The organism is Cellulomonas sp. PhB143 (assembly GCF_003752595.1).
Lineage (GTDB): Bacteria > Actinomycetota > Actinomycetes > Actinomycetales > Cellulomonadaceae > Paraoerskovia.
This window is the reverse complement of the sequence record NZ_RKIJ01000015.1, coordinates 1-26,293: the sequence shown is the minus strand read 5'-3', so window position 1 is coordinate 26,293 and position 26,293 is coordinate 1. Positions and strand designations below refer to the sequence as shown.

25 protein-coding genes, 1 pseudogene and 1 riboswitch are annotated in these 26,293 nt (G+C 74.7%); of the genes and pseudogenes, 7 read left to right on the top strand and 19 right to left on the bottom strand.

Features of this window, described 5'->3' with window-relative positions; genetic code table 11:
* Positions 1-2: 2 nt before the first annotated feature.
* The 3 genes from EDF32_RS12885 to EDF32_RS12875 are packed head-to-tail and all read right to left on the bottom strand — an operon-like array spanning position 3 to position 4,433.
* Positions 3-1,055, bottom strand: a complete 1,053-nt coding sequence (locus EDF32_RS12885; RefSeq protein WP_123308968.1) for an NAD-dependent epimerase/dehydratase family protein — start codon at positions 1,053-1,055, stop codon at positions 3-5.
* On the bottom strand, positions 1,052-2,275 hold the full coding sequence (locus EDF32_RS12880; RefSeq protein WP_123308967.1) for a zinc-dependent alcohol dehydrogenase: 1,224 nt from the start codon (positions 2,273-2,275) through the stop codon (positions 1,052-1,054). The genes EDF32_RS12885 and EDF32_RS12880 overlap by 4 nt, the downstream gene beginning before the upstream one ends.
* 52 nt (positions 2,276-2,327) lie before the next feature.
* The gene (locus EDF32_RS12875; RefSeq protein ID WP_123308966.1) at positions 2,328-4,433 is read right to left on the bottom strand and encodes a catalase; all 2,106 of its coding nucleotides are present in this window, start codon (positions 4,431-4,433) and stop codon (positions 2,328-2,330) included.
* Between the two features lie 185 nt (positions 4,434-4,618).
* Between EDF32_RS12875 and EDF32_RS12870 the strand changes: the two genes are divergently transcribed.
* The 3 genes from EDF32_RS12870 to EDF32_RS12860 are packed head-to-tail and all read left to right on the top strand — an operon-like array spanning position 4,619 to position 6,791.
* A complete protein-coding gene (locus tag EDF32_RS12870; protein WP_123308965.1) occupies positions 4,619-5,338 on the top strand; it encodes a GAF and ANTAR domain-containing protein in 720 nt (239 codons plus the stop codon).
* Between the two features lie 2 nt (positions 5,339-5,340).
* Positions 5,341-6,099, top strand: coding sequence for an ANTAR domain-containing protein (locus EDF32_RS12865; protein WP_158614100.1), 759 nt, complete (start codon positions 5,341-5,343; stop codon positions 6,097-6,099).
* Positions 6,096-6,791: a GAF and ANTAR domain-containing protein gene (locus EDF32_RS12860; RefSeq protein WP_123308963.1), complete on the top strand. Its 696-nt coding sequence runs from the start codon at positions 6,096-6,098 to the stop codon at positions 6,789-6,791. Before EDF32_RS12865 ends, EDF32_RS12860 begins: the two co-directional genes overlap by 4 nt.
* A 15-nt stretch (positions 6,792-6,806) precedes the next feature.
* Here EDF32_RS12860 and EDF32_RS12855 read toward each other — a convergent pair whose 3' ends face one another.
* The 4 genes from EDF32_RS12855 to EDF32_RS12840 all read right to left on the bottom strand — a co-directional run bounded on the left by EDF32_RS12855 (position 6,807) and on the right by EDF32_RS12840 (position 10,552).
* Positions 6,807-8,135, bottom strand: coding sequence for an APC family permease (locus EDF32_RS12855; RefSeq protein WP_123308962.1), 1,329 nt, complete (start codon positions 8,133-8,135; stop codon positions 6,807-6,809).
* Between the two features lie 42 nt (positions 8,136-8,177).
* Positions 8,178-8,852, bottom strand: coding sequence for an ANTAR domain-containing protein (locus EDF32_RS12850; protein ID WP_123308961.1), 675 nt, complete (start codon positions 8,850-8,852; stop codon positions 8,178-8,180).
* Between the two features lie 151 nt (positions 8,853-9,003).
* Positions 9,004-9,789 (bottom strand): MBL fold metallo-hydrolase, encoded by a 786-nt coding sequence (locus tag EDF32_RS12845; protein ID WP_123308960.1) that lies wholly within the window; start codon positions 9,787-9,789, stop codon positions 9,004-9,006.
* A 4-nt stretch (positions 9,790-9,793) separates the two neighbouring features.
* Positions 9,794-10,552: an OBAP family protein gene (locus EDF32_RS12840; protein ID WP_123308959.1), complete on the bottom strand. Its 759-nt coding sequence runs from the start codon at positions 10,550-10,552 to the stop codon at positions 9,794-9,796.
* A 400-nt stretch (positions 10,553-10,952) separates the two neighbouring features.
* Between EDF32_RS12840 and EDF32_RS14750 the strand changes: the two genes are divergently transcribed.
* Positions 10,953-11,534, top strand: coding sequence for an AAA family ATPase (locus tag EDF32_RS14750; RefSeq protein WP_199734937.1), 582 nt, complete (start codon positions 10,953-10,955; stop codon positions 11,532-11,534).
* Positions 11,535-11,787: 253 nt separating this feature from the next.
* On the opposite strand, the pseudogene EDF32_RS14745 reads toward EDF32_RS14750, so the two are convergent.
* The 7 genes and pseudogenes from EDF32_RS14745 to EDF32_RS12805 form a co-directional block, all read right to left on the bottom strand.
* A pseudogene (locus EDF32_RS14745) lies at positions 11,788-12,126 on the bottom strand (NUDIX domain-containing protein); the annotation flags it as partial.
* Positions 12,127-12,235: 109 nt separating this feature from the next.
* A complete protein-coding gene (locus EDF32_RS12830; protein ID WP_123308957.1) occupies positions 12,236-12,481 on the bottom strand; it encodes a helix-turn-helix transcriptional regulator in 246 nt (81 codons plus the stop codon).
* Between the two features lie 276 nt (positions 12,482-12,757).
* The gene (gene gcvH, locus EDF32_RS12825; protein ID WP_123308956.1) at positions 12,758-13,135 is read right to left on the bottom strand and encodes a glycine cleavage system protein GcvH; all 378 of its coding nucleotides are present in this window, start codon (positions 13,133-13,135) and stop codon (positions 12,758-12,760) included.
* A gap of 66 nt (positions 13,136-13,201) precedes the next feature.
* Positions 13,202-14,344 carry a glycine cleavage system aminomethyltransferase GcvT gene (gene gcvT, locus EDF32_RS12820; RefSeq protein WP_123308955.1) on the bottom strand — a complete coding sequence of 381 codons (1,143 nt, stop codon included), beginning with the start codon at positions 14,342-14,344 and terminating at the stop codon, positions 13,202-13,204.
* Positions 14,341-17,337, bottom strand: coding sequence for an aminomethyl-transferring glycine dehydrogenase (gcvP, locus tag EDF32_RS12815; protein WP_123308954.1), 2,997 nt, complete (start codon positions 17,335-17,337; stop codon positions 14,341-14,343). The genes gcvT and gcvP overlap by 4 nt, the downstream gene beginning before the upstream one ends.
* A gap of 172 nt (positions 17,338-17,509) precedes the next feature.
* A riboswitch (glycine riboswitch) is annotated at positions 17,510-17,600 on the bottom strand.
* 37 nt (positions 17,601-17,637) lie between these two features.
* Entirely contained in the window at positions 17,638-18,159 is a 522-nt protein-coding gene (locus tag EDF32_RS12810; protein WP_123308953.1) for a DUF4190 domain-containing protein, read from the bottom strand.
* Between the two features lie 116 nt (positions 18,160-18,275).
* Entirely contained in the window at positions 18,276-19,223 is a 948-nt protein-coding gene (locus EDF32_RS12805) for a LysR family transcriptional regulator (RefSeq protein ID WP_123308952.1), read from the bottom strand.
* Positions 19,224-19,441: 218 nt separating this feature from the next.
* Between EDF32_RS12805 and EDF32_RS12800 the strand changes: the two genes are divergently transcribed.
* Positions 19,442-19,873 carry a hypothetical protein gene (locus EDF32_RS12800; protein WP_123308951.1) on the top strand — a complete coding sequence of 144 codons (432 nt, stop codon included), beginning with the start codon at positions 19,442-19,444 and terminating at the stop codon, positions 19,871-19,873.
* Positions 19,874-19,920: 47 nt separating this feature from the next.
* Here EDF32_RS12800 and EDF32_RS12795 read toward each other — a convergent pair whose 3' ends face one another.
* From EDF32_RS12795 to EDF32_RS12775, 5 genes are all read right to left on the bottom strand, one after another.
* Positions 19,921-21,114 carry an aminotransferase class I/II-fold pyridoxal phosphate-dependent enzyme gene (locus EDF32_RS12795; RefSeq protein WP_123308950.1) on the bottom strand — a complete coding sequence of 398 codons (1,194 nt, stop codon included), beginning with the start codon at positions 21,112-21,114 and terminating at the stop codon, positions 19,921-19,923.
* The gene (locus tag EDF32_RS12790; RefSeq protein ID WP_123308949.1) at positions 21,111-21,830 is read right to left on the bottom strand and encodes a GAF and ANTAR domain-containing protein; all 720 of its coding nucleotides are present in this window, start codon (positions 21,828-21,830) and stop codon (positions 21,111-21,113) included. Before EDF32_RS12790 ends, EDF32_RS12795 begins: the two co-directional genes overlap by 4 nt.
* A gap of 249 nt (positions 21,831-22,079) precedes the next feature.
* Positions 22,080-22,802 carry a PAS and ANTAR domain-containing protein gene (locus tag EDF32_RS12785; protein ID WP_123308948.1) on the bottom strand — a complete coding sequence of 241 codons (723 nt, stop codon included), beginning with the start codon at positions 22,800-22,802 and terminating at the stop codon, positions 22,080-22,082.
* Between the two features lie 115 nt (positions 22,803-22,917).
* Positions 22,918-23,652: a GAF domain-containing protein gene (locus EDF32_RS12780; RefSeq protein WP_123308947.1), complete on the bottom strand. Its 735-nt coding sequence runs from the start codon at positions 23,650-23,652 to the stop codon at positions 22,918-22,920.
* Between the two features lie 180 nt (positions 23,653-23,832).
* Complete coding sequence (locus tag EDF32_RS12775; protein ID WP_123308946.1) at positions 23,833-24,423, bottom strand: PAS and ANTAR domain-containing protein; 591 nt, start codon at positions 24,421-24,423, stop codon at positions 23,833-23,835.
* A gap of 241 nt (positions 24,424-24,664) precedes the next feature.
* On the opposite strand from EDF32_RS12775, the gene EDF32_RS12770 reads away from it, so the two are divergent.
* Together EDF32_RS12770 and EDF32_RS12765 are read left to right on the top strand one after the other, a co-directional pair.
* The gene (locus EDF32_RS12770) at positions 24,665-25,060 is read left to right on the top strand and encodes an SHOCT domain-containing protein (protein WP_123308945.1); all 396 of its coding nucleotides are present in this window, start codon (positions 24,665-24,667) and stop codon (positions 25,058-25,060) included.
* A 65-nt stretch (positions 25,061-25,125) separates the two neighbouring features.
* Complete coding sequence (locus EDF32_RS12765) at positions 25,126-26,121, top strand: hypothetical protein (protein WP_148061606.1); 996 nt, start codon at positions 25,126-25,128, stop codon at positions 26,119-26,121.
* The last annotated feature ends 172 nt before the right edge of the window (positions 26,122-26,293 follow it).

The window sequence follows — 26,293 nt, the reverse complement described above, 5'->3', positions numbered from 1 at the left end:
GCTCAGCCGCCCGCGCGCATCGGCACGCTCCCCACGCCACGGCGACCGGCGATCCCCTCGAGCAGGCTGGTGAGCGTCTCGCGCGCGTCGTGCCGCGGCTCCCACCCCAGCGCGGTCCGGGCGCGCCCGGCGTCCATCACCGGCGCGCCCATGCCCATGTCGAGCCAGCCTGCGTCCGTCGGGAGCAGGTGCGCCGACCACCCGAGCGCGACGACGGCCCGCACGAGCCCGACGGGCAGCTCGAGCAGCCTCCCGTGGTCGACCAGCCGCGCGAGGTCCTCGCCGCTCAGCACCGGGTCGGCAGCGACGTTGAACGCCCCGCGGGCGGCGTCGCGGTGGGTCACGGCCAGCACGTACGCCCGGGCGACGTCGTCGGCGTGGGTCACCTGCAGCCGCAGCCCCCGCGGCGCCGGCAGGACGGGCAGCCGGCCCGGCGCGAGCAGGCTCCGCGGCACGAGCGGCCCGAGGAAGTACCGGCCGATCTCGGCGCCGGCGTCGGGCTGGAAGATCAGCGACGGCCGCAGCCGGGTGACGACCGTCCCCGGGTGCGCGGCCTCGACCTCGTCGAGCACCCGCTCCTGCGCGGCCTTGTCGACGCTGTAGTGGGAGGTCGGCACCCCGCCGGTCGGCCAGGACTCGTCGCGCGGCACGTCGTCGTCCACCGGGGAGTACGCCCCGACCGACGAGGCCACCACGAGGTGCCCGACGCCGGCCCGCAACGCGGCCTGCGCGACCCGCCGCGTGCCGTCGACGTTCGTGCGGCGCAGCAGGTCGCGGTCCCGGTTCGGCTGGATCAGCCAGGCGAGGTGGATCACGGCGTCCGCCCCGGAGAACGTGCCCGCGAGGGAGTCCACGAGCGCGTCCTCCGCGGCGGCCGACGCCGTCCGCGCCCCGACGTCGTGCGTCGCCCAGCTCGCGCCGTCGAACGGCGCGGCGGCCCGGTCGGGCAGGCGCCGCGCGACCCCGACCACGGAGGTGACCGCGGGCTCGGCCGCGAGCGCCCGCAGCACCCCGGTCCCGGCGTTGCCCGTCGCGCCGACGACCGCGACCCTCATGACGCGGCCGCCGCGGCGGGCCCGCGCCGCGCGGCCGGGTCGAGGACGACCTTGACGCAGCCGTCGGTCTTCTTCTGGAACATGGCGTAGGCCTCGGGCGCCGCCTCGAGCGGGAGCCGGTGCGTGCGCAGGTCGAGGACGCCGAGCGGGTCGGCGGGGTCCGAGACGAGCGGCAGGACGTCGTCGATCCAGCGGCGCACGTTCGCCTGGCCCATGCGGAACGTGAGCTGCTTGTCGAACATCTCCATCAGGGGCATCGGGTCCGCGGCGCCGCCGTAGACGCCGGAGAGCGAGACCGTCCCGCCGCGGCGCACGCTGCTGATCGCGCTCCGCAGGGCCGCCAGCCGGTCCACCCCCGCCTTCTCGATGAACGGCCGGGCGACGGCGTCGGGCAGGAAGCCCGCCCCGCGCTGCAGCGCGCCGGCGACCGGGGCGCCGTGCGCCTCCATGCCGACGGCGTCGATCACCGCGTCCGCGCCGCGTCCCGAGGTCCGCTCGCGCACGGCCTCCGGCAGGTCGTCGACGTCGCGCAGGTCGAGGACGTCCACGCCGTGCCGCCGCGCCATCGCGAGGCGCTCCGGGACCAGGTCGACGCCGATCACGGCGCCCGCCCCCCGGTGCCGGGCGATGCGCGCGCACATCTGGCCGATCGGCCCCAGCCCCAGCACGAGCACGGTGCCGTCGGCGGGGACGCCCGCGTACTCGACCGCCTGCCACGCCGTCGGCACCACGTCCGAGAGGTACAGGTACCGCTCGTCCGGCTCGCCGTCGTCGGGCACCACCACCGGCCCGTACTGCGCCTGCGGCACCCGCAGGTACTCGGCCTGCCCGCCCGGGACCTGGCCGTAGAGCTTCGTGTACCCGAAGAGGGCGGCGCCCTTGGACTCCGCGCGCGTCTGGGTGGTCTCGCACTGGCTCTGCAGCCCGCGCCGGCACATCCAGCACGTCCCGCAGGAGATGTTGAAGGGGACGACGACGCGGTCCCCGGGCCGCAGGTTCGTCACCTCGGCGCCCACCTCCTCCACGACGCCCATCGGCTCGTGCCCCAGCACGTCGCCGGGATCGATGAACGCGCCGAGGACGCCGTACAGGTGCAGGTCGGAGCCGCAGATCGCCGTGGACGTGATCCGGACGACCGCGTCGGTCGGCTCGACGATCTGCGGGTCCGGGACGTCCTCGACGCGGACGTCCTCGCGTCCCTGCCAGGTCAGTGCTCGCATGGTTCCTCCGTACGGTCGTGGGTGGGTGGACAGGTAGCCGGGCGCCGGGCGGTCAGAGGCCCGCGAGCGACGCGAGCCGCTCCCAGGACCGGTGCATCCCGAGGGCCGGGACCAGGTCGGCGACGACGTCGTCGGGCCCGGAGACGGTCCGCACGTCCGGCGCGGCGGTGTCGACGCCGGCGTCGGCCAGCACCTCGGCACCGTCGCCCCAGGCGGCGATCGCCTTGCCGTGCCGGAAGGCCTCGCTCAGCAGGACGGCGGTCTCGGGGGCCGCCGCGAGGGCCCCGCCCGCGACGTCGTCGGCGACGACGAGCGCGTCGTACTCGATCGAGCGGGTCGTCACGAGCGCACGGTCGACGACGACGGACCGGCCGCCCGCAGCGATCTCGCCCCCGTGCGGGGCGACCACGCGCACGACGACGTCCTTCGCCGCCAGCGCCTCGCGCAGCGCCTCGACGCCCGCCAGGTCCGCGCCGTCGTCGGCCAGGACGCCGACGACGCGGCCGTCGACCCGGCCGGGCTCGGACGGCACCTGGGAGAGCGCCGGCGACGGGGTGACGGAACCGGCGTCGACCACCTCGTCGTCCGGGACGTCGGGCACGGCGATGCCGAGGCCCGCCGCGACGCGCGCGGCGAGGTCGCGGTGCACGCGGGCGAGGTTCCCGACCATGCGCTCCTTGACCTGCGCCTCGAGCACCTTCCCGAGCTCGAACGTGAAGCCGCCGGCGAGGTGGGCCTGCTCCACGGGCGTCATGGAGAGCCAGAAGAGCGTCGCCTGGCTGTAGTGGTCGTCGAAGGACGCGGGAGCAGCACGCCCCTTGGTGCCCTCGACGGGCGTCGCGACGTGCACGTACCCGTCGGCGCCGGACGTCTCGGGCTCACCGCCGTCGAGCGAGTTCGGCTGGTAGGGCGCGACGCCGCGGTGCACGGCGCTCTGGTGCATGCCGTCGCGCAGCATGTCGTTCACGGGGGCGTGCGGGCGGTTGATCGGGAGCTGGCTGAAGTTCGGGCCGCCCAGCCGGGTGATCTGGGTGTCGAGGTAGGAGAAGAGCCGGCCCTGCATGAGCGGGTCGTTGGTGACCTGGATGCCGGGCACGAGGTTGCCCACGTGGAACGCGACCTGCTCCGTCTCGGCGAAGTAGTTGTCCGGCTGACGGTGCAGGGTCAGCCGGCCGACGGGCTGCACCGGGCACAGCTCCTCGGGCACGATCTTCGTCGGGTCGAGCAGGTCGATCCCCTCGAACGTCTCCTCCGGGGTGTCGGGCATGACCTGCAGCCCCAGCTCCCACTCGGGGAACGTCCCGGCCGCGATGGCGTCGGCGAGGTCGCGCCGGTGGAAGTCCGGGTCGGCGCCGCCGGCGAGCTGGGCCTCCTCCCACACCAGCGAGTGCACGCCGAGCACGGGCTTCCAGTGGAGCTTGACCAGCGACGTCGTCCCGTCCGCCGCCTCGAGGCGGAAGGTGTGGACGCCGAACCCCTCCACGGTGCGGAAGCTGCGCGGGATGCCGCGGTCGGACATCACCCACATGAGCATGTGCGTGGACTCGGTGTGCAGCGACGCGAAGTCCCAGAACGTGTCGTGGGCGCTCTGCGCCTGCGGGATCTCCTTGTCCGGCTCGGGCTTGCCGGCGTGGATGAGGTCCGGGAACTTGATGGCGTCCTGGATGAAGAAGACCGGGATGTCGTTCCCGACCAGGTCGAAGGTGCCCTCGTCGGTGAAGAACTTCGTGGCGAAGCCGCGCACGTCCCGGGCTGTGTCGAGGGATCCGCGGGAGCCGAGGACCGTCGAGAACCGGGTGAACACCGGCGTCTCGCGGCCCTCCTCGGCGAGGAAGCGCGCCTTCGTCACGCTCGCCGCGGTCCCGTAGGACCGGAAGGTGCCGTGCGCCCCCGCGCCACGGGCGTGCACGACCCGCTCCGGGATCCGCTCGTGGTCGAAGTGGGTGATCTTCTCGCGCAGGTGGTGGTCCTCCATCAGGACCGGCCCCCGGCGTCCGGCCTTGAGCGAGTGCTCGGTCTCGTCCACCCGCAGGCCCTGCGCGGTGGTCAGCCGGCCGCCCTGCTGGGCCGCGTAGCCGGCTGGGCAGCCGGGCGCGCCGGTGGGGCTGAAGCGTGCTGCACCGTCGTCGGGGCTCGTGCCGTCGTCGTGGGTGGTCATGGCTGCTCCTCCAGGGGTCGGACCGTGCGGCGTGCGGTCGAACCACCATGGGAGCCGCTGCGGGAACTCGCACCGGGTGGCGAGCGACGGCGACGGCCGCGAGGATCGTCGGACTCCCCCGGAACCGACGGATCGGCGGCGTCGCGGAGGACTACCGTGGAGAGAAGGGGGTGGAAGGAGCACGCATGGCTGACGACCTGATCGAGTCCGAGGAGTACTCGCTCGAGAGGCACGTGGCCCGGGCGACCCGGCAGCTGACCAGCGAGCCGACGCTCCAGGACACCCTCGACCGGACCGTGGAGCTGGCCGTCGAGATGATCGAGGGCTGCGACGCCGCGGGGATCTCCATGGTGGAGCGCGCCGGGAAGATCGACACCCCCGCCGCGAGCGACCAGCTGGCACGCCGCGGCGACGAGCTGCAGTACGAGCTGGGCGAGGGCCCGTGCCTCGACGCGATCCGCGAGTCCGAGATGATCAGCACGCCCGACCTGGCCGACGACCCCCGCTGGCGCACCTGGGGCGAGCGCGCGGTCTCCGAGCTGGGGGTCGGGAGCATGCTCTGCCTGCAGCTGTACACCAGCGACACGACCCACGGCGCCCTGAACCTCTACTCGCGCGAGCGGGACGGCCTGCGCGCGGACGTGCACCCCGTGGCCAGCACGCTGGCGGCGCTCGCGGCCGCCGCCTACGAGAACGCGCGCACCACCGACCAGCTCCGGTCCGCGATCCATACCCGCACGATCATCGGGCAGGCGCAGGGCATCGTCATGGAGCGCTTCAACGTCTCCGCGTCGCAGGCGTTCTCCATCCTGAGCCGGCTGTCGCAGGAGTCGAACACCAAGCTCGTCGAGGTCGCCCGCAGGATCGCCGACGACCGCATGCTCCCCGCGCCCACGGACCGATGACCGTGGAAGAGCACGCCGACATGCTCGCGCGACTGACGCAGATCGTCGCGCACGCCCCGCAGGACACCCCGCTGGCGGCCCGCATGTGCCGGGCCGTCGTCGAGATCCTCGCTGCCGACGGCGGCGCCCTCACCCTCGCGTCGACCCGGCCCGAGCGGCTGACCGTCTTCACCTCCGACGGCACGTCCGAGCGGATCGAGAACCTCCAGGAGGTCCTCGGCGAGGGGCCGGGCCAGGACGCCTACGCGTCCGGCCGGCTCGTCGTCGCGGAGGTCGACGGCTTCTCCGGCGGGCCGTTCCCGATGTTCACCGAGATGGCCGGCGACATCACGGGGCCCGTGCACCTGTACGCGATCCCGATGCACTCGGCGGAGACGACGATCGGCGTGATGACGCTGTACCGGACCCATGGCGAGGTCGAGGCGTCCGCCGACCGCATGCAGTTCCTCGGCGACGCCGTGGGGGCGGCGCTCCTCGGGGGCCAGCACGCTCGCGACGTGCTGTCGTCCGTCGGGTGGCAGCAGCGCAGCCGCGTCCACCAGGCGACGGGGATGGTGGTCGCCCAGCTGGCGGTCGCCCCCTCGGACGCGCTCGCGCTGCTCCGCGCCCACGCCTACTCGCAGGCCTCGAGCCTCGAGACCGTCGCCGACGCCGTCGTCGCGCGCCGGCTGGTCTTCAGCTCGGCCCCCGACGGGGCGCAGCCGGGGACGACGATCGAGAACGGCCCGGCCGACAACGGCACGAAGAACGGGGAGAGATGACACGCCGCAGCTCCGCACAGGCCCTCGCCGAGGTGGCCTCCGAGCTGGTCACCGACTACGACGTCACCGACCTGCTCCGCGGCCTGGTGATCCGGTGCGCCCGGCTCGTCGGGGCGGACGCTGTCGGGCTCCTGGTGCGCTCGGACGGCGCCCTGGAGCTCCTCAGCGCCAGCTCGCACCGTGCCCGCGAGCTCGAGCTCTACCAGCTCCAGCGCCACGAGGGGCCGTGCGTGGACGCCGGGAGCACCGGCACGATGCAGCACGCCGTCGGGCCGGACGCGATCATCGAGGCGTGGCCGAACGTGGCGCGCGGGATCGTCGGCGCCGGGTTCGGTGCCGTGTACGCGTTCCCGCTGCGCTGGCACGACGGCGTCGTCGGCTGCCTGAACCTGTTCACCGTCGACCCGCACCCGCTCAGCGCGGAGCAGCGGCGGACCGCGCAGAACCTGGCGGACCTCGCGACGCTCGCGCTGGTACGGCTGGGCGCGTCGGAGCGGGGCCGGGTCGGCGAGAACATCCTCGACGCGCTCGAGGGCCGCGTCGTCGTCGAGCAGGCCAAGGGCGTTCTCGCCGAGCGGCAGAAGATCCCGATGGACGAGGCCTACGACGCGCTCGTCGCGCGCGCGGACGCTCAGGGCGGGGCGCTCACCGAGGCGGCGCGGCGGGTCGTCGAGGAGGCCGCGCGCCGCTGAGGCTCGGCGACCCGCTCAGGCGTCGGCGTGCGGTGCGGGGTCGGCCGCGCGACGTCCGGCGCGGCGGGTCACCGCGAACAGCACCACGCCCACGAGCACGAGCACCCCGGCACGGAGCCAGGTCTGCGCGTCCTGCTGGGTCAGCAGCAGGACGCAGCTGGCGGCGCCGAGGACGGGGACGACGGTCGCGACGCGGAAGTGCCCGTCCTCGACGGTGTCCCGCCGCAGCACCAGGACGGCGATGTTGGTGCTCAGGAAGACCAGCAGCAGGAGAAGGACGACGGTCTCCGCCAGGGCGCCGAGGTCGCCCGTGAAGACCAGGATCATCGCGACGAGCGTCGTCGCGACGATGGCGACCCACGGGGTCCGGCGACCGGGCAGGACGCGCGCCAGGCCCGCGGGCAGGAGGCCCTGCCGGGCCATCCCGTAGGTGAGGCGGCTCGCCATGATCATCGTGAGCAGGGCGCCGTTGGCCACCGCGACGAGGGCCACCGCCGAGAAGAGCTTCTCCGGGACGACGTCGGCCACCGCGACGACCTCGAGGAGGGGCCCGGTGGACCCGGCCAGCCGCTCGGGCGTCGCCACCGCGACGGCGGCCACGCCGACGGCGACGTAGACGACACCGGCGGTGATCAGCGCTCCGAAGAGGGCGCGCGGGTAGACCCGCCGGACGTCCTTGACCTCCTCGGCGAGGTTGGCGGAGGTCTCGAAGCCCACGAACGAGTAGTAGGCGATCAGCGACGCCGAGAGCACGGCGACGGCGGGCGTGGTGCCCTCGGAGAACTCGAGCGCCCGGCCGGGCGCCCCCTCACCGCGGCCCAGGACCACCGCCGCCAGCACGACGATGAGGACCAGCCCGGAGAGCTCGATCGCCGTCATCGCCACGTTGGCGCGCAAGGACTCCTGGATGCCCCGGGCGTTGAGCGCCGCGACGAGCACCAGGAACGCGAGCGCGACCGGCACGGTCGGCAGGTCCACGAACGACCCGAAGTAGTCCCCCGCGAACGCGATCGACAGGCCCGCCGCGCTGGTCACCCCGGCGGCCAGCATGCAGAAGCCCACGAGGAACGACACCAGGGGCTTGCCGAACGCGCGCTCGGCGAACACCGCGGCGCCGCCCGCGGCCGGGTACTTCGTGACCAGCTCCGCGTAGGAGCCCGCGGTCAGCAGCGACAGCCCCAGCGCCACCAGCAGCGGTAGCCAGACGGCACCCCCGACCTTTCCGGCCATCTCGCCGACCAGGGCGTAGACGCCCGCGCCGAGGACGTCACCGAGGATGAAGACGTAGAGCAGGCGTCCGCCGACCGAGCGGGACAGGGGCGTGGTCGTGGTCGTGTCGGACATCCCGGCACGGTCGCACGGGCGCGCACCGGTCGCCCGCTGAGATCACACGTCCCGGATGCTGCCCGGCTGGACGGGGGGCTCGGGGGCGACGAGAGCCCGCAGCACGGACTCGGCCACCTCGCGCGGGCTGATGTCGCGACCGCCCGCGGCGGAGGCCAGGACCGCGCGGGCCTCCTCCTCGGAGCAGGCGTTGGTGAACATGATCGCTCCGACGGCGCGCTCGGCCACGACCGCGTCGGTCAGGTTGCGGTAGAGGCCGACGGCGGCGTCCTCCAGGTCCGCCGTCTCGAGCTGCAGCCGCACCATGGCGGCCACGAGCTGGGCATAGCCCTCGGCGCTGCTGCGCATGCCTGGCGTCCACACCTCCGGGTCACGGGAGTAGAGGTTGAGCGCCACCGCCATGTCGGTGCCCACGAGCGCGGGCACCGCGATCGCGGTCGCGAACCCCTCCCGCAGCGCCTGCTCGCGCCACGCGTCCCAGCGTCCCTCGGTAGCGATGTCCGGCACGACGTGGATCGTGAGGTCGGTCATGGCGTCGATGCACGGGCCCGCGTCCGCGCGCGCCTCCGCCTGGTCGCAGCGGGCCGCGGCATCGCTGCTGCTGCCCGCGCGCACCGTGAGCCCGTGCTGGCGCACGGTGATGCTCGTCTCGATCGTGGACCCCAGGATCGTGGCGGCCCGGCGGGCGAACTCGTACGGATATCCCTCGATGCGCATCGCGCGGTGTCCTCCTCTGGCAAGCGGAGCCAGCGCGTGGATGTCGCGAGCGCGGACGCAACCGACCGGGTCGGCAGGTGGCGGGCCCGCAGGTCCGCCCGAACCCCCACCGTACGCCGCGCGCGGACCACGGCGACAGCGGCTCCCGCCCTCAGTGGGCGCCGCGCGCCCGCGCCTGCTCGACGGCGGCGGTGAGGCTGCCGCTCCACGGATCACCGTGACCGGGCAGCAGGACGGTGGTGCCCGTGTCGCACGCCGCGAGCCTGTCGAGCGACGCCAGGGCCTGCGCGCTGTCGGCGGTCGCGGCCCCGGCGATGATCTGGGCCCCGCGGCTGCCCGTGTAGGGATCGAGCGTGACCAGCGCGTCCCCGGACAGCACCACGCCGCGGTCCGGCAGGTGCAGCGCGCAGTGGCCGTACGTGTGGCCCGGGGTGAGGATCACGCGCGGGCGTCCGGGCACCGGGAGCTCCGTCTCGGGCCCCAGGGGCTGGGTGTCCGGCACCCCGCGCACCCGGAGGGCACCGGCGGACACCATGGCGGCGAGGATCCGCAGGGACGCCGGATACCGCAGCGGGTACATCGCCCTGGCGCTCTCGTGCGAGTAGCAGTACGGGTGGGCGGCGACGGCGGCGTCCGCCGGGTGGAGCCAGACCGGCACTGCGAGCCTCGACCGGATCCTGGACGCCGTGCCGATGTGGTCGAAGTGCGCGTGCGTGAGCACCACGGCGGCGACGTCCGACGGGCGGTGCCCGAGCGCGCGCAGCGCGTGCCCCAGCGGTTCCCACGCCGCGGGCAGGCCCGTGTCGACGATCAGGAGGCGCCCGTCGTCGTCCGCGACGACGTAGAGGTTGACGCAGGCGTGCTCGAGCCGGTGGACGCCGTCGGCGACCTCGCTCAGCAGGGCGCCGCCGGCGATCCTCGACGCGCGGGGAGACATCGGGCTACGCCCGCTCGTCGTCGGAGTCGGGACCGCCGGTGTCGGGGCTGCCGGCGTCCGCGTCACGGACCCCCGGGACCGGCACGGACCCCGGGAAGTCGTCCCGCATCGCGTCGACCCCGTGCTGCGGCTCCGCGTCGGGCTCCAGCGTCCGGCGCGACTCCCGTCGCCCCGCCGTGTCCAGGCCCATCGCCTCGTTGCGGTCCCGGATCAGAGCCTCGTCGCACTCGCCCTCGCGGTTGAACGACCACATGAGCTTCGGGTCACCGAGCGGGAGGCCGGCGTCGGGCGCCCCGGTGCTCGTGTGCCAGGTGTGCCACGTCTTGCCGTAGGAGTTGAGCAGGCGGGCCATGAGCTCGCGCTCCACCCGCTCCGGCAGACCCGGCGCGGCCAGCTGTCCGGAGAGCACCTCGAAGTTGTGCGGGTGCCAGTACGCCTGCTCGGCGGGGTCGAGCGTCGCGTGCAGGCGGCCGGAGACGATGTACTCCACGCCGATGAGGTTCGCGTCGCGGGTGTTGCCGTCGAACAGGACGCACTGCAGCAGGTCGTCGTTCACGACGCGGCAGAAGTGGTGCGCCTCCATCTGGAAGTCCGGCTCACCCTTGGCGCAATGGAAGCCGACGACGTACACGTCGAAGCCGGGCAGCGGCCCGCCGGACTGCAGCAGCCGGGCGCCCTCGTCGAGCACGCGCAGCGGCACGCTCGTCGGCGCTCCCGCCGCCGTCGTCCCCGTGCGACGCTCGCTGATCGTGGGGTTTCTCATCGCGTCCGTCTCCTCGGTCGGCTCGCCGCGCCGCCGTCCGGGCGGCGAACGGTCTCACCCGCACAGGGTGTGGCCGTTCGCCGGGTGCCCCTGCTCTCGCGACGGGGCACCGTCAGACCGGACGACGCGTCCCGTGGGACGCCGTGGGGGCGGAGACTCCGGATGTCCACAGCCCTCCTCGTCGCACGGGGGGATGGGCCTGGTCTCGACGCCGCGCTGACCGTACCCCGCCCCCGCGCCCCCCGCACGGCGAGCCGGCCGCTCGCCCGGTGCCGCTCACGTCACGCGGGCCCCCGCGTCCGCCGAGATGTCGAATTCCGCCCCTGATTCGTCGATTCTCGGGGCGGAATTCGACGTCTCGGCGGACGGTGGGCGGGCGACCTGGCCTAGCATCGGGCGCGTGCAGCTCCTCGGCCCGGACGACGACGTCGTCGCCCACCTCGGGCGAGCACCGCGGCGGATCGCGGTGGCCGGGACGTCCGGCGCGGGCAAGACGTCGTGGGGCCGGCGGATCGGTGCCACGCTCGGCCTCCCGCACACCGAGGTCGACGCGCTCTTCCACGGCCCCGCCTGGACCGAGCGGCCCGAGTTCCTCGACGACGTCCGCGCGGTTCTCGCGCGGGACCGGTGGGTCTGCGACTACCAGTACCCGGCGGCGCGGCCGCTGATCTCGTCGCGGGCCGACGTCGTCCTCTGGCTCGACCTGCCCGTACGGACGCGCATGCGCCAGGTCGTGCGGCGCACGTGGCGTCGCTGGCGTACCCGCGAGGAGCTGTGGAACGGCAACCTCGAGCCGGTGCCGTGGTCGCTCTGGCGCGGGTCGAAGAGCATCATCGTCTGGGCGTGGACGTCACGGCACTCGCTCGACGACCTGCCGGGACGCCTGACCACGGAGGCACCGGGCACGGCGCTGGTCCGGGTGGGCTCGCACGCGGAGGCCGAGCGCTGGCTCGCCCGCCTGGTGCGGTCGACCGGCGCCTGACGGTCGCCCCCGTCCGCCCCGGAGGGGGGGGGGGGCCCCCCCCCCCCGGGGGGGGGGGGGGGGGGGGGGGGAGGGGGGGGGGCCGCGCCCCCCCCCCCCCCCCGCGCGGCCGCCCCCCCCCCCGCGCCCCCGCGCGCCGCCCCCCCCGGCCCACAAACACCAACGCGCCACCCCCCCACGCCGCGCGCGGGACCAGGGCCTGCACGATCGGCACGTCAGCGTCGAGCCACGGGACGCTGAACGGGTCGTCGCCGGTCAGCCAGCGCACCTCGTCGTGCGCGTCGATCGGCGCGGGCTCGCCGCGGGTCACCCGCGCGAGCCAGAGCCGCATGACGTGCCGGTCCGTGATCGGCCAGGCCTCACCGCCCGGCGCCACCACCTCCGCGCCGAGCTCGACCTCGATGCCGAGCTCCTCGAAGAGCTCGCGGTGCAGCCCGTCCTCGGGCGTCTCGTCGGGCTCCACCTTGCCGCCGGGGAACTCCCAGCGGCCCATCAGCGCCTCCGGGTACGCGCGGCGCGCCGCGAGCAGGCGACGGGGCTCGGCCAGGTCGTCGACGATCGCCGCCGCGACCACGAGCTTGCGGGGACTCATGCGTCGGATGATGCCACGGGCACATGTCCCGCGGGTGTCGGGGAGGTTCCGGGTTCCCGGCCGTCGACCGCGGGCAGCCGGCCAGGCCCGGAGAGGTGCCGCGACCGGGTCAGCGCAGGCCGCGCACGTCCGCCCACGCGACGGCCTCGGCACGGGTCGAGACGCCGATCTTGCGGTAGAGGCTGCGCACCTGCGACTTGACCGTGTTGCGCGTGACGAACAGGGTCGTCGCGATCTGCTCGAGCGTCACGTCCTCGGACAGGTGCGAGAGGACGACCTTCTCGCGACGCGTCAGCGGCGCGCCGAGGAGGGGGGCGGCGGCGACAGCGGGACGGGCGAGCTCGATGGTGCTCATGATTCTCCTCAGGTTCTCTCCGGACGATGCCCCGCGGGCCGCGGGGCTTGCTCATCCGGTTCGGTGCGGTTACCTGAAGAGATGGGGCGGCGGACGATCCATGACGCCGTTCGTCACAGCAAAATCACCCGCGTCCCGCATGCTGAGACTTTCGGGGATGCCAGTCCGCATCGGCGCAGGTCAGCGCGTCGCATCGCGTCGCGACCACACGCGGAGGTTACCGAACTGTGACCTGGGGTCCGGTGCGGAGCCCGTCCGGGCCACGTTCGGCGCGCGTCAACCGCCGACCTGTGCGCGGTACTCCTCGGCCGTGAGGACCGCACCGACCTCGCTCACGTCGACCTTGACCAGCCAGCCCGCCCCGTACGGGTCCGAGCCCACGGTCTCGGGAGCGTCGACCGCCTCCTGGTTGATCTCGACGACGGTCCCGGTCACGGGCGCGTAGAGCTCGGAGACGGACTTCGTCGACTCGATCTCGCCGAAGACCTCCCCCGCCGTCAGCGCGGCCCCGACCTCGGGGAGCTCGAGGTAGACGATGTCGCCGAGCGCCTCGGCGGCGTTCGCGGTGATGCCGACGGTGGCCGGCGAGGCGTCGTCGATCCACTCGTGCTCGGCGGTGTACCGGAGGTTCTCGGGGAAGGCGTCGGACGGCATGGGGGTTCCTCCTGGGACGAGTGCGGTCGGGTCGGTGCGGGTCGGTGCGGGTCGAGCGTAGGGCGGTCAGTCGGCGGGACGCGTGTAGAACCGCAGGGGGACGACGACGAACGGCTCCTGCCGCCCGCGCACGTCCACCGCGAGCGCGGTGCCCTCGGCCGAGAGCTCCGGGGTCACGTACGCCATGGCGACCGGGTGGCCGAGCGTGGGCGACGGCGCCCCCGAGGTCACGTGCCCGACGGGCGCGTCGCCGCCGGGGACGACGACGTCGTACCCGGCCCGCGCGGGACGGCGGCCGAGCCCTCTGAGCCCCACCAGGACGCGCGCGGGCTCGGAGTGCCGGCGCGCCTCGAGCGCGGCGCGGCCGACGAACGGGAGGGGCGAGCCGTCGTCGGTCACCTTGTCGAGCCGGACCACGCGCCCGAGCCCGGCGGCGTACGGGGTCACGGTGGTGTCGAGCTCGTGCCCGTACAGCGGCATGCCGGCCTCGAGGCGCAGGGAGTCGCGCGCTCCGAGCCCGGCCGGGACGAGGCCGAGCGGGCGGCCCGCCTCGAGGACCGCGCGCCAGACGGCGGTCGCGTCCTGGGCGGGCACGAACAGCTCGAAGCCGTCCTCGCCGGTGTAGCCGGTGCGCGCGACGAAGGCGTCGACGCCGGCGACCGTGGCGGGCGCCCCCGCGTAGTACTTCATGTCGCGGACGGTCGGGACGTCGTCGGGCGCGGTGAGGCCCACGACGATCTCCGCGGCCCGTGGCCCCTGGACGGCGACGAGCGCCGTGCTCGCGGAGCGGTCGGTCACCACCGCGTCGAAGCCCGCCGCGCGCTCGACGAGCTCGGCGAGGACGCGCGCGGCGTTGCCCGCGTTGGCGACGACGCAGAACGAGTCGCCGGCGGTCCGGTACACGACGAGGTCGTCGAGGATGCCGCCGTCCTCGGCGCAGAGCATCGTGTACCGCGCGCGGCCGGGGCTCACGGCGGACAGGTTCCCGACGAGCGCGCGGTCGAGCGCCGCGGCGGCCTGCGGCCCGGCGACCTCGATCTCGCCCATGTGGGACAGGTCGAACAGGCCGGCCGCCTCGCGGACCGCGCGGTGCTCGGCGAGGTCGGAGGCGTAGCGCAGCGGCATCTGCCAGCCGCCGAACCCGGTGAGCGTCGCGCCGAGGGCGACGTGCTCGTCGTGCAGGGGGCTGTGCTTCTCGGTCCCGCTCATGCGTCGGTCCTCTCCTCGTACTCGGACAACGGCGGGCAGGCGCAGACGAGGTTGCGGTCGCCGTGGGCGCCGTCGACCCGGCGCACCGGCGGCCAGTACTTGCCCTGGCGCAGCCCCGCGACGGGGTAGGCCGCGAGCTCGCGGGAGTAGGGCCGGTCCCAGACGTCGGCGGTGACCGACGCCGCGGTGTGCGGCGCCCCGCGCAGCGGGGAGTCCTCCACCGGCCAGCGCCCGGCCTCGACGGCGTCGATCTCGCCGCGGATCGCGACCATCGCCTCCACGAACCGGTCGAGCTCGCCGAGGTCCTCCGACTCGGTCGGCTCCACCATCAGCGTGCCCGCGACGGGGAAGGACAGCGTCGGCGCGTGGAAGCCGTAGTCCTGCAGCCGCTTCGCGACGTCCTCGGCGGTCACGCCCGTCGCCTTCGTCAGGCCGCGCAGGTCGAGGATGCACTCGTGCGCGACGAGCCCGGCCGGCCCCGTGTACAGGACCGGGAAGTGCGGGTGCAGCCGGCGCGCCAGGTAGTTCGCGGCGAGGACGGCGGTCTCCGTCGCGGCGGTGAGTCCGTCGGGACCCATGAGTGCCAGGTAGGCGTAGGAGATCGGCAGGATCCCGGCCGAGCCGTAGCGTGTCGCCGAGACCGGCGTGCCCGCGGGGCCGCCCGACGGCGTCGCCCCGGCTGCGAACGGGTCGCCGGGCAGGAACGGCGCGAGGTGCGCGGCGACCGCGACCGGCCCGACGCCCGGGCCGCCGCCGCCGTGCGGGATGCAGAAGGTCTTGTGCAGGTTCAGGTGCGAGACGTCGCCGCCGAGCTCGGCGGGCCGGGCGAGCCCGACGAGCGCGTTGAGGTTCGCGCCGTCGATGTACACCTGGCCGCCTGCTTCGTGTACGAGCTCGCAGACCTCGCGGACGTGCTCCTCGTAGACGCCGTGCGTCGACGGGTAGGTGATCATGATCCCGGCCACCCGCGGGCCGTGCTGCGCCAGCTTCGCCCGCAGGTCCTCGAGCAGGATCTCGCCGTCGTCCGCCGTCGCCACCACCGCGACGCGCAGCCCGGCCAGCGTCGCCGACGCCGCGTTGGTCCCGTGCGCGGACGCCGGGATGAGCACGACATCGCGCTCGCCCTCCCCGTTCGCGCGGTGCAGGTCGCGGATCGCCAGCAGGCCGGCCAGCTCGCCCTGCGACCCCGCGTTCGGCTGCACCGACACCGCGGCGTACCCCGTGATCTCCGCAAGCTGCGCCTCGAGCGACTCGATCAGCTCGCGGTAGCCCTCCGCCTGCTCGACGGGCACGAACGGGTGGACGTCCGCGAAGCCCGGCCAGGAGATCGCCTCCATCTCGGCCGTCGCGTTGAGCTTCATGGTGCACGAGCCGAGCGGGATCATCGTCCGGTCGAGCGCGAGGTCCTTGTCGGCGAGGCGGCGCAGGTAGCGCAGCATCGCGGTCTCGCTGCGGTGGGCGGAGAAGACCGGGTGCGTGAGGTACTCCGACGTGCGCCGGGCCCACTCCGGAAGCTCTGCCGTCGCCTCGGGGGCCGCGGGCGACGACGTCTCCGCAGGGTCGGCGAGGGCGTCGGCGAAGGAGGCGAGGACGTCGGTGAGGGTCTCGGGGGTGGTCGTCTCGTCGCAGGAGGCCTGCACGTGGTCGGCGTCCGGCGCGTAGAGGTTGATCCCGCGCGCGGAGGCGGCCGCGACGACGTCGGCGGCGCGACCCGGCACGACCGCCCGGACCGTGTCGAAGACGTGCTCGTGCTCGACCGGGACGCCCGCGGCGCGCAGCGCGGCCGCCAGCGAGGCCGCGCGCGCGTGCACGCGCTCCGCGATCGCACGGATGCCGTGCGGCCCGTGGTGCACGGCGTACATCGAGGCGACGACCGCGAGCAGCGCCTGCGCGGTGCAGATGTTGGACGTCGCCTTCTCCCGCCGGATGTGCTGCTCGCGGGTCTGCAGCGCGAGCCGGTACGCCACGTCGCCGTCCGCGTCGACCGAGACGCCGACGAGCCGGCCCGGCAGCGAGCGCTCGAGGCCGGTGCGCACGCTCATGAACGCCGCGTGCGGACCCCCGTAGAACAGCGGCACGCCGAAGCGCTGGGCCGAGCCGACCGCGACGTCGGCGCCCAGCTCCCCCGGCGGCGTGACCAGCGCGAGGGCCAGGAGGTCGGACGCCACCGTCACGAGCGCCCCGGCCTCCTTGGCCTCCGCGACCACGCCGCGCAGGTCGGCCAGCCGGCCCGAGGCGCCCACCTGCTGGGCGACGACACCGACGAGGCGCGCCCCGCCCTCGGCGTCGTCGGGCAGGTCGCCGGACTCCCGGGCGGCGTCGATCCCCGCGGCCAGACCACCGGCGAGGTCGGCGACGACGACCGGCAGCCCCACCGCCTCCGCCCGCCCGCGGGCGACGGCGAGCGTCTGCGGGAACAGGTCCGCGTCGAGGACGACGTAGCCCGCCTTCGCGCGCGAGGCCCGCCACATCAGGGCCACCGCCTCGGCGACGGCCGTGGCCTCGTCGAGCAGGGACGCCCCCGCGACGTCGAGCGCCGTGAGGTCCGAGACGACGGTCTGGAAGTTGAGCAGGGCCTCGAGCCGGCCCTGGGAGATCTCCGGCTGGTAGGGCGTGTACGCGGTGTACCAGGCGGGCGCCCCGAGCACGTTGCGGCGGATCACGGGCGGCGTGATCGTGCCGTAGTAGCCCAGGCCGATCATCTGGGTCTTGACGGTGTTGCGCCCGGCGATCTCGCGCAGGTGCTCGAGGACCTGCGTCTCCGTGCGCGCGGCGGGCAGGTCCAGCGGGCGGTCCGTGCGGATCGAGGCGGGGACGGCGGCGTCCACCAGCGCGTCGAGCGACGGGTAGCCCAGCACGTCGAGCATGCGCCGGACGTCGCCGTCCGGGCGGTCCTCGGTCTCGGCGCGCACGCCGCGGGGGCCGATGTGGCGGAACGCGAAGTGCTCGCGGTCGAACGCGGAGGAGGCGGGGCGCTGTACCGGCTGGCTCACGGGGGTCTCCGGGCGGTGGTCGGGGAGACCGACCCCGTGCGGGGCCGGTCTGTCCCTCCCCGCTCTGTCACCGGACGCGTGGCGTCCACCTGAGAGTTTTTGCACCGTCGGTGGGTGGGCCGGGCCCGCCCCACGCGAGGGCGAGCGGCGGACCACCGCTTTTCAGAGTTGCCTCACCGTGACGGTCTGGGGGCCTGAGAGATTCCCGGGGAGGGGTTGCTCCTTCGGCGCCGGGCGGACCCGGGCTCTCCCGTCGCGGTTCGAGCGGCTCGTACGCGCACGAGCATACCGGCAGGGGCGTCAGCCCTGGCAGCTGTACTCCGAGCCGTTGAGGGTGTAGGTGCCGTTCGGGTTGTCGACGCACGCCTGGATCACGTCGCCGAAAAGCCCGAAGACGACGATCGCGGCCACGACGAAGAGCACGCACAGCACGGCGCCGATGATGATCCCGGCGAGCGCCAGCCCGTTCTTCGCACCCGCCTTGCGCGACTGGACGAACGCCACGATGCTCACGATCAGCCCCACGAGCGGCAGGACGAACGCCAGGACGAAGCCGACGATGCCCATCGTCTTGCCGGGAACCGGGCCGATGGGCGCGTACGGCGCGGGCGCGCCCGGGTACGGCTGGCCGTACCCGCCGGGCTGGCCGTACGCCGGCGGCTGCTGCTGACCGTACGCGGGCGGCTGCTGACCGTACGCCGGCGGCTGTCCCTGCCCGTAGGCCGGCGGCTGCCCGGAGGGGCCCGACGAGCCGTGCTCCTGCGCGGGGGGCTGCTCCTCCGGCGTGCCCTGACCCTCCGGCCCGGGGTGCTGTCCGCTCATGTCGTGCGCCTCCTGCGTCGTGTGGTCTGCCGTGCGGTCCGTCGTCGTCCGCGCGCCAGACTATGCGGTGCCTCCCGCCCTGGACAGGAGGCACGTCGGGCCGAGCCTCCGGCGGGTCACCACAGCTCGAGGGCGGCCCCCGCGGCGAGCATCTCGTCGAGCACGGCGCTGGTGGCCGGTCCGGGCTCGCTGCGCGTCGAGCGGTGCCGCGCGACCAGCTGGCGCGAACCGAGACCCGGGAGCCGGACGACCGTGACGCCGTCGGGCACGTCGCCCTGCAGCGCGAGGGCCGGCAGCAGCGCGACACCCTGCCCCGCGGCGACGAGCGAGAGCGCGACGTCGAAGTCGTAGTACCGGTGGCGGACCGTCGGCGGGCTCGCGAGCTGCCCGGCGACGCGCTGGACCGCCCGCGCCGCGGCCGTCCCGTCCGCGGCACCGAGCCAGACGGCGTCGGCCAGGTCGTCGAGCTGGGCGGGGGTCGGGAATGCGACGGGCGTGACCAGGCACCAGGGCTCGTCGAGCACGATGACGTCGTGCATGCCGCGAGGCGTGGCGACGTCCGCGTCGCCGTCCTGCTCGGCGAGGGCGATGTCGTAGCCGCCCGCCCGCAGCCCGCGCAGCGCCTTCTCGGGCTCCGCCTCGACGACCTGCAGCTCGATGCCGGGGAACCGCTCGGGGAGCGTGGCGAGCACGGGCCCGACGACGGCGCGGATCGCCGTCTGGACCGACCCGACGACGACGCGGCCGGACACGTCGTCGCCCATCGTCGCGATGGTCTTGCGCGCCTCGACCATCTCCGACTCGATGCGCTCGGCGGCGTCCGCGAGCACGCGGCCGACCGGGGTCAGCGTGACGCCGCGCGGCCCGCGCTCGAGGACGGTCACGCCCTCCTCCGCCTCCAGGCGGTGGATCTGCTGCGAGACGGCCGACGGCGTCACGCCCAGGACGTCCGCGGCAGCGAGCACGCCTCCCGTCCGGTAGACGGCCAGGAGGAAGGCCAGGCGCCGGGGGTCGGTGCCGCCGGGGGCGTCGGTGCCGGGCGCACGCCGGGGCGGGGGAGTCATGGCCCGAGCCTAGGCTGCGGCGACCTCGGGACCATGCGCGGATGCGACTTCTTCCATGTAGCGCTGCTTAACGGGGATTGAAGTTGCGTTCGATTGTGCTGAACCCCTGGGTGGTCTCAGAATGGTCTCGACGCGGTCCGGGGCAGCACGCCCGGCACGGCCGAGGGCCCGCGTCGACCCCGCCCCTGATCCACCCCTGTCCTGCTCGGAGCACGCCCATGTCCGCTGTCCTCGCCCAGTCCCTGACGATCCTCGGCTGGGTCAGCGCCGCCTTCGGCGCCGTCGCGTACCTCATGGCCTCCCGCGGCCGGTGGGACGCCAAGTCGCTGCGCTTCAACGTCACGAACGTGACCGCGGCCGGGCTCATGGTCGTGGTGGCCGGCGCGAACGGCCTGTGGCCGTCGGTGTTCTCGAACGTGGTGTGGGTCGTCATCGGCGGTCAGGCGCTGTGCACGATCGTGGCGGGGCGCCGCGCCGCGGCGCGGACCGCGCGGGTCGCCGCGGGCGAGGCCGCCGTCGCGAGCGCCGAGGCCGTGCTCGCGCGCGCCGTGCTCGAGGAGGTCGCGCAGCCGGACGCCCGGCTCGAGCTCGACCTGCCGCTGGTGCGGCGCCGGGCCCTGGTCCGCCGAGAAGTCGAGCTCCGCCCCTGATCTCGACGTTCTCGGGGCGGATTTCGACGTCTCGGCGGAGGGGGCCGTCAGGCGGGGAGCGTCGCCTGCCAGGCGACGATCCGGTCCACCGCCCGCGCGACGACGTCGGGCGCCGCGGCGAACGACAGCCGCACCCAGTCCCCGCCGCGCACGCGATCGAAGTCCGTCCCCGGCGTGAGCGCCACGCCCGCCTCCGCGAGCAGCCGCTCGCAGTAGGCCACCGAGCCCAGCCCGGACCGCGCGACGTTCCCGTAGAGGTAGAACGCGCCGTCCGCGGGCGCGAGCGGCCACCAGCCGAGCTCGTCGGCCCGGGCCAGGAGCAGGTCGCGGCTGACCGCGTAGCCCGCGACGTTCTCGCGCGCGGCCGCCATCCCCGCGTCGCTGAACGCGGCCACCCCGGCGTGCTGCGCCAGTGCCGGCGGGCACAGCGCGACGTTCCCGGCGAGCGCGTCGACGGGCCCGACCAGGTCGTCGGGCAGGACGAGCCACCCGAGCCGCCAGCCCGTCATCGCCCAGTACTTGGAGAACGAGCTGACGACGACGGCGCCGCCGTCCAGGTGGTGCGCGGCGGTCGCCGCCCCGGCGCCGTCCGCGGCCCCGCCGCCGCTGCCGTACGTGATGCCGTGGTAGATCTCGTCGCTCACCAGGCGCACGTCGTGGTCGGCGCACCAGGCCGCGAGCGCCGCGAGCTCGGCGGGCGCGACCATCGTCCCGGTGGGGTTCGCGGGGCTCGCGAGCACGAGGCCGTCCAGGCCGCCGTCGTAGTAGGCCTCCATGAGCCGCTCGACCGTGGGCTGGTACCGCTCGTCGGGCCCGCAGTCGAGCTCGACGACCTCGCACCCGAGCGCGGCGAGGATGTTCGCGTACGCGGGGTACCCGGGCCGGGCGAGGGCCACGCGGTCGCCGACGTCGAACGCCGCGAGGAAGGCGAGGACGAACCCGCCCGAGGAGCCGGTGGTCACCGCGACCCGTGCGGGGTCGACGTCGGCGTCGTACCAGCGCCCGTAGTGCGCGGCGATCTCCCGCCGCAGGGCCGGCACGCCCATCGCCTCGGTGTACCCGAGCGAGCCGGAGCGCAGCACCTGCACCGCCCGGTCGCGGACGGCGTCGCTCGCCCCGGTCGCCGGCTCCCCCGCGCAGAGGTTGAGCACGTCCTCGCCGGCGTCGCGGCGCGCGTTGGCGGCCGCGAGGATCTGCATGACCGCGAACGGGGCGACGCCGGAGCGGCGGGAGACCTTCATGCGCCCGGGAGCGTGCGCTCGTCCACGACCCGGCGCGCGACGTCGGCGAGCCTGACGTTGCCCTCCTGCGAGAGGCGGCTGAGCACGGAGAACGCCTGGGTGGCGGAGATCTTGTACCGCTCCATCATCAGGCCCTGCGCCTGGCCGATGATCGTGCGCGTCTGGACGGCGGACTCGAGCTGCTCCTCCGTGCGGGCCGCCGCGACCGCCGCCGCGGCGACCGCGGCGAACGTCGTCGCGAGGTAGTAGTCGCCCTCGGGGAACGCGTGGGGCTCCGTGGCGTACAGGTTCAGGGCGCCGTGCCGCGTCTCGGTCGTGAAGAGCTGCACGCACAGCATGCTGCGCACCCCGAGCTCCTCGACGACGCGCGAGCCCCACCGCGACCAGCGCGGGTCGTCCGCGAGGTCGGGGGCGGAGACGACCTCCGCGTCGCGCACCGCGTCGAGGCACGGACCCTCGCCCAGCGCGTACTGGAGCTCGTCGCCGCGCCGCGCGACGTCGTCGGTGGCCGCCGGGGTCTCGATCCGACCGCCGCGGGCGACGAAGGAGATGCCGGCGGCGTCGCAGCCGTCGACGAGGGCGACGGCGAGCTCGGCGGTGCGGGCGAGGGTCTGCTCGAGCGACGGCTCGTCGGCGAGCGTCCGCACGGACTGGGCGATCAGGCCGTGGACCCCGAGCTCGGGCGCGTCCTCCGACAGCTCGAGGGAATCCGTCATCGCTGGCCTCCACCATCCGTGCTCATGCCACTGCATGCGGCGCGTGCGCGCGCCGCACAGTCTACCGACGCGGGACCCGCCCACGACGACGGGTGCCCCGCCCGCCGGAGCTGGCGGACGGGGCAGGGGGACGGGGACCGTCTCGTCGGCACACGACGTGGCGCTCCCTTACCTTCGCGTCTGAGCTCTCGCCAGGCGCCCCCCGCCAGGGTGCGCGACCGCGCGGTCCCCGGCCCCGAGATCGATGGGTCAGCCGTAGTGCCGGGTCAGCTGCGCGTTGCGCGGACGCCTCTTGTCCGCGCCGGAGAGACCGTTGAGGACGGCGTCGACCTGCTCGGTCGCCGCGCCGCCGAGGCCCGGGCCGCCGTCGAACGACTCGACGAGCCGCGCGGCGACGTCGTGCACGCGCAGGCCCGCGTGGCTCGAGTACCAGACCAGGCGGTCCGCCGCGGTCGACTCGTCCATGCCGTAGACCGCCATGAGCACGCCCTTCGCCCGTTCGACGATGGTGCGCTCGGCGCTGGCCGCCGCCGCGAGGCGGTTGACGTCCCGGTCGAGCAGCTCGCGCTGGGCGGCCGACTGGTCGACGACGTAGCCCGCGATCTCGGTGATCTGCCCGGTGCCGTCACGCCGGCCCTGTCCGGTCACGGTCACGGTGCGGGTGCGCCCGCGCGAGTCGACGATGCGGTGCAGGAAGCTGAAGGGCCGGCCCGTCCGGCGGCACAGCGACACCTCGCGGGCGACGCGACCGCGGTCGTCCTGGTGCTTGTGCGCGGCGAGCAGCTCGGCGCTCGGTTCCACGGAACCCGGCGTCAGGCCGAGCATGAGGTACACCTCGTCCGACCACCACCAGGTGTGCTTGCTGAGATCGGTGCGGTACTGCCCGATGGGGAGGGATCGTCCCCCGCCGAGCGCATCCTCGACGCTGACGTCCCAGGGGGTGGTGGGGATCTCGGTGTCGTCGGTGGCCATTGTGTCCTCTCGGACCGTGGTTCGCGGGGCCGCTGCTTGACTCCGGTCTCACCGTAGCCGAATCGGCACCGCAGAGCGAGGGGCCCCGGGTGCGGGACCGGCGACCGCGGAGCCCTCAGCGGGAGCCGCGCGGGTGGCGGTCGTCGAAGACGAGCCGGCGCGCGAGGACCTCGCGGGCGACGGCGAGGACGGTCTCGTCGTCGGCGAAAGCCCGCGCACGCAGGACCGCGAGCGCGGCGGACGCCGGTATCCCGAGCTGTCCGACGACCATCCCGGTCGCCCTGTCCACCGCCGCGCGGGCTTCGTGCGCCTCGTCGGCGACGACGTCACCCGCCCCGCCGTCGTCCTGGGCCACGAGCGCCTCGCCCGCACGGTCCGCCAGGGCCCGTGCGGAGGGCCGGTCCGCACGCGGACCCGCCCCCTCGGAGTAGTAGGTGGTCAGCACGCCGAGCCGCCGGTGGCGGTGGACCAGCGGGAGGACGTGCACGCGCACCTGCCCGACGGCGGAGATCGCGGCCGGCAGGAACAGGGGCCACCGCGCGGAGACGGTCGCGAGGTCGACGGCGAGGCCGGCCGTCGTGTCGCCCGCGAGGCCGCGCCCCTCGTCGAGCGTCGTGTGCGCGGGACCCTCGCCGAGCGCCAGCTCGAGGTCCGCGATCCGGGTCGCACGCTCGTCCGTGGCATAGACCGGCCCGTCGGGCTCGGGGCCGTCACCGACGGCGATGTAGCCGCCGTCGGCGCCCAGGATCTCGACGCACAGCCGGCACACCGCCTCGGCGACGGGCTCCTCCGGCCTGCGCTCGGAGAGGCCGGAGTCCAGGCGCGCGGCGAGGAGCGTCGGGTCGCTCATCGGCCGTCCACCGCCATCGCCCCCGCGAAGCCGTCGGTCGGGCGCTGCCGGCGGCAGCCCCGTCGTCCTCAGGACGCTGCTGCGCCCTCGAGACACTGTGACAGCCGTGACCGCCCTCGCACGTCGGGGCCACGCCCGGCGCGGGTGAACACGCGCACCGGCCGGGCCGGTCCTCCGAGCTCAGCGCCCGGCGTCGACCCGCTGGCCGAGCACGGCGCGCGCCACGTCGCGCAGCTTGACGTGCTCCGCGGTCGAGGTCTCCCGCAGCACCTCGAACGCGGCGTCGGCGTCGATGCCGCGCAGCGCCATCAGGGCGCCCTTCGCCTGCTCGATCACGGCGGCGCTCTCGCGGAAGCGCGCGAGGGACTCGTGCACGTGGGACTCGACGTGGGTGCGCTGCGGCTCGCTCACATCGGTGACGTACCCCTCGACGCGGGAGACGCCGTCGTCCCCCGTCGTCACGCTGCCCACGCTGACGACGTGGCGGGTGCGCCCGCGCGCGTCCACGATCCGGTGCCAGCACGAGTAGTCGCCGGTGCCGCCGTGCAGCGCGCCGACCAGCGCGTCGAGCTGGGCGACGTCGTCCGGATGACGGTGCGCGGCGACCAGCTCGCGGCTGGGCACGACCTCGCGGGGCGCGAACCCGTAGATCGCGAACATCGCGTCCGACCACCAGACCTCGCCGGTGCCGGAGTCCCACGCGTAGCGCCCCACACGGGACGCAGGGACGGTTCCGTCCGCGTCGAGCCGTTCGTGCATCGCCTGGTCCACCTCCGCAGGGTCGCCCGTCGCTCGCGGGCGGAGGACAAGATACTCGCTGGTAACCCCCTGCCGGAAGCGCCCGCAGGCGCGCGCTCCCGGCACGGAGACCGCCCGTTCGCGGCGCGCGGCGTTGACCTCCCGCCCCGCGACCCGTTGAATGTCCGTGGTGACGCCCTGTCACCTGCGGTTCCCGAAGTCGACGTACGCCTCGGTGGACGCACTTCGCACTGACTCTTAGGAGACAACCCCGGTGAATTTCCTCGACTTCTTCTGGCTGATCGTCATCTCGTTCGCGTTCGTCGCGTACCTGATCCTGCTCTTCCAGATCATCGGCGACCTGTTCCGTGACAACAAGCTCTCCGGCTGGTGGAAGGCCGTGTGGATCTTCTTCCTGATCTGCATCCCCCTCATCACCGCCCTGATCTACCTCATCGCCCGCGGCCGCGGGATGACCGAGCGCCAGATCGCCGCCGTCCAGCAGGCCAAGGCCGACTCGGACGCCTACATCCGCTCCGTCGCCACCAACGGCTCGGGCGCGGGTGCCGCGACGCCGGCCGACCAGATCGCCCAGGCGAAGCAGCTCCTCGACTCGGGCGCGATCAACGCCGCCGAGTTCGAGTCGCTCAAGGCCAAGGCCCTGAGCTGACCTCCGCACCGATCACCGACGACGCGCCGCGGCACCTGCTGCGGCGCGTCGTCTGCGTCGTGCTCGTGGTGCTGTCGGTCCTGCTGGCGCTGCTCGCCGTCCCGGCGCGCTACGTCCAGCACAACGTCGTCGACACCCAGGGCTACGTGAAGATGGTCGGACCGCTCGCGTCCGACCCGGCGGTCCAGGCGGCGGTCGCCGACGCACTCACCGACCAGGTGATGAGCCAGCTCGACGTCGACGCGATCGTCGACGAGGGCCTGCAGGCGCTCGCCGGCCGCGACCGGGTGCCCGACGCGGTGACCGGCCTCGGGCCCGTCCTCGCGAACCAGATCGAGCAGCTCGTCCAGCGCACGGCGGACAAGCTGGTGGCCTCGCCGCAGTTCGCCGCGGTGTGGGTCCAGGCGAACCGCACCGCGCACGGCGCGGCGACCACGGTGATCGAGGGCCACGACGGCAAGTACCTGAAGATCGACGACGGCGTCGTGTCCGTCCCGCTCGACGGGCTCGTCGAGCGGCTGAAGGACCGGCTGGTCGACCTCGGCGTCGACCGCGCCGCCGACATCCAGCCGCAGGGCCGGAGCATCGTCCTGCTCGACTCCGCCCAGCTCGGGACCGCCCAGAACGGCCTGGTCTGGTTCGAGCGCGTCGCGGGCGCGCTGCCCTGGGTCGTGCTGCTGCTCGTCGCGGGCGCCGTGTGGGCGGCGCCGCGCCGGCGCAACCGCGTGGTCGCGGCCGCGGGAATCGCGATCGCGGCGGTGATGGCGGTGCTCCTCGTGGGCGTCACCCTCGCCGCGCACGCCTACGTCGGCAACCTCCCGCTGGGGGCCGTCGGGCTGGACGCCACCCGCGTCGTCGTCGCCGCGCTGCTCGACCCGCTGCGCGTGCAGCTGTGGTGGTGGTTCGGCCTCGGCCTCGTCGCCGCGGCGGTCGCGATCGCCCTGCCGTACGCGCTGCCCGCCGCCCGACGCCGGTGGGGCCGCCCCCAGGTCACCGGTGGCACGGAGGGCACCGAGAGCGAGGGCACCGAGGGCCGGGAGGCACGGGCCGTCGGCGCCTGACGTCCGCCGCGGCGCTGGGCCGTCCCCGCCGCTCCCGTCCCCGCCGAGAAGTGGGGGGAACCCCCCGGCGTGAAAAAAGAAAGGGCGGGGGGGGGGGGGAAGGGGGGGGGGGCCCCCCGCGGCCGCGCGGCCGCGGGGGGGGGGGTGGGGCCCCCCCCGCGGGCGGGGGCCC

Excerpts from the sequence above, each read along its gene's own strand:
- EDF32_RS12885 (WP_123308968.1), bottom strand. The coding sequence starts at position 1,055 with ATGAGGGTCGCGGTCGTCGGCGCGACGGGCAACGCCGGGACCGGGGTG.
- EDF32_RS12880 (WP_123308967.1), bottom strand. The coding sequence starts at position 2,275 with ATGCGAGCACTGACCTGGCAGGGACGCGAGGACGTCCGCGTCGAGGAC.
- EDF32_RS12875 (WP_123308966.1), bottom strand. The coding sequence starts at position 4,433 with ATGACCACCCACGACGACGGCACGAGCCCCGACGACGGTGCAGCACGC.
- EDF32_RS12870 (WP_123308965.1), top strand. The coding sequence starts at position 4,619 with ATGGCTGACGACCTGATCGAGTCCGAGGAGTACTCGCTCGAGAGGCAC.
- EDF32_RS12860 (WP_123308963.1), top strand. The coding sequence starts at position 6,096 with ATGACACGCCGCAGCTCCGCACAGGCCCTCGCCGAGGTGGCCTCCGAG.
- EDF32_RS12855 (WP_123308962.1), bottom strand. The coding sequence starts at position 8,135 with ATGTCCGACACGACCACGACCACGCCCCTGTCCCGCTCGGTCGGCGGA.
- EDF32_RS12850 (WP_123308961.1), bottom strand. The coding sequence starts at position 8,852 with ATGCGCATCGAGGGATATCCGTACGAGTTCGCCCGCCGGGCCGCCACG.
- EDF32_RS12845 (WP_123308960.1), bottom strand. The coding sequence starts at position 9,789 with ATGTCTCCCCGCGCGTCGAGGATCGCCGGCGGCGCCCTGCTGAGCGAG.
- EDF32_RS12840 (WP_123308959.1), bottom strand. The coding sequence starts at position 10,552 with ATGAGAAACCCCACGATCAGCGAGCGTCGCACGGGGACGACGGCGGCG.
- EDF32_RS12830 (WP_123308957.1), bottom strand. The coding sequence starts at position 12,481 with ATGAGCACCATCGAGCTCGCCCGTCCCGCTGTCGCCGCCGCCCCCCTC.
- gcvH (WP_123308956.1), bottom strand. The coding sequence starts at position 13,135 with ATGCCGTCCGACGCCTTCCCCGAGAACCTCCGGTACACCGCCGAGCAC.
- gcvT (WP_123308955.1), bottom strand. The coding sequence starts at position 14,344 with ATGAGCGGGACCGAGAAGCACAGCCCCCTGCACGACGAGCACGTCGCC.
- EDF32_RS12810 (WP_123308953.1), bottom strand. The coding sequence starts at position 18,159 with ATGAGCGGACAGCACCCCGGGCCGGAGGGTCAGGGCACGCCGGAGGAG.
- EDF32_RS12805 (WP_123308952.1), bottom strand. The coding sequence starts at position 19,223 with ATGACTCCCCCGCCCCGGCGTGCGCCCGGCACCGACGCCCCCGGCGGC.
- EDF32_RS12800 (WP_123308951.1), top strand. The coding sequence starts at position 19,442 with ATGTCCGCTGTCCTCGCCCAGTCCCTGACGATCCTCGGCTGGGTCAGC.
- EDF32_RS12795 (WP_123308950.1), bottom strand. The coding sequence starts at position 21,114 with ATGAAGGTCTCCCGCCGCTCCGGCGTCGCCCCGTTCGCGGTCATGCAG.
- EDF32_RS12790 (WP_123308949.1), bottom strand. The coding sequence starts at position 21,830 with ATGACGGATTCCCTCGAGCTGTCGGAGGACGCGCCCGAGCTCGGGGTC.
- EDF32_RS12785 (WP_123308948.1), bottom strand. The coding sequence starts at position 22,802 with ATGGCCACCGACGACACCGAGATCCCCACCACCCCCTGGGACGTCAGC.
- EDF32_RS12780 (WP_123308947.1), bottom strand. The coding sequence starts at position 23,652 with ATGAGCGACCCGACGCTCCTCGCCGCGCGCCTGGACTCCGGCCTCTCC.